The 1,386-nt window shown below is 70.0% G+C and carries 1 pseudogene; it reads right to left on the bottom strand.

The annotated features are described in order from the left end of the window. Positions 1 to 255: 255 nt before the first annotated feature. Positions 256 to 1,386, bottom strand: a pseudogene (locus ACWDXS_RS35630) (Fe-S oxidoreductase); the annotation flags it as partial.

Below are 1,386 nucleotides of genomic sequence, written 5' to 3'. Positions count from 1 at the left end.
GCATCTCCGCGGCGCCTAACCGGCGACGCGGAGATGCGACGAAGGAGCGATTCCGCGGCGCCTAACCGGCGGCCCCTCAGGGCCGCGGACACGCGCGCGCCAGCGCGCCAATAAACACAGCGTCAAACCGTCCTGGGACTACCGAACAACTGTCCACAGAACCACCCACCCGGCACACCCGAGTACATCTGCAGAAAACCAGTGAGGCGCGGATTCCGAAGAATCCGCGCCTCACTGATAGTTCGTCTTCAGCTGTCAGTTCTTACGCCCCGGCGACTTCGCACCGGACTTGAACCCGAGACCGCCCGGCTTGGCAGTCGGCGGCGCCACCGAGGTGCCGTTGCCATTGCCATTGCCACTGCCATTGGAAGGCTCGGCCTGAGTAGCCGGTTCCGCCGCAGCAGTTTCGGTTTCGGCCACAACCGGCTCCTCAACCGGAGCCGCCTCAACCGGAGCCACAGCCGGAGCCGCAGCAGCCGGAGCCGCAGCACCGGGCGCCTTCGGCCCTGGACGCTTCAACCCGGACTTCATAGCCAGCCCCTTGGCGGGAACCGACGGCTTCGATTCGGCAGGAGCCGAAACCGCAGGGGCGGCAGGAGCTTCAGCGGGAGCCGCCTCCGCTGCCGACGCTTCAGCTGCCGGAGCGGCCGGGGCCGCCGGAGCGGCCGCCTTGGCACCAGGCGCCTTAGCCTTGCCCTTCATGCCAAGCCCCTTGACCGGCGCGGCGGGCGCCGCAGCGGGAGCGGCTTCGGCGGGAGCAGCCTCGGCGGCAGAAGCCTCCGCAGCAGGAGCAGCCGCAGCCTTCGCCCCCGGCGCCTTCACCCCACCCTTCATCCCGAGCCCGCCAGGAGCCTTGGCAGCACCCTTCATCCCCAGCCCCTTGACCGGAGCCGCAGGTGCCGCGGTCTCAGCGGCCGCAGCCGCGTCTGCCGGAGCTGCGTCAGCCGCAGGAGCCTTGGCACCAGGGGCCTTGGCGCCACCCTTCATACCGAGGCCGCCACCGGGAGCCTTCGCTCCACCCTTCATACCCAGACCCTTGGCCGGAGCAGCTGCGGCCGGAGCAGCAGGCGCTTCAGCGGATGCCTTCGCACCCGGCGCCTTGGCAGCGCCCTTCATCCCGAGTCCACCGCCGGGAGCCTTGGCAGCACCCTTCATACCCAGGCCGCCACCGGCGGGAGCGGCCTTCGGCGCGGCGGTGGTCGCGGTCGCGACCTCGGCCACCGGCTCCGGTTCCACCTCGGGTTCCGGTTCAGCCTTGGGCTCCTGGACGACGACCAGGTTCGCCGACAGCGCCGCGGAATCGATACGGGTGATCGAGTCCAGCATCAACTGCGAGACATCGACAACCTCGACACCCTCGCCCTGACCCTGCTCCTGACGCGCGGT

The organism is Nocardia sp. NPDC003183 (assembly GCF_053590715.1).
Note: the sequence above shows the minus strand (reverse complement) of the source record. Positions and strands in the feature narration are given on the sequence as shown.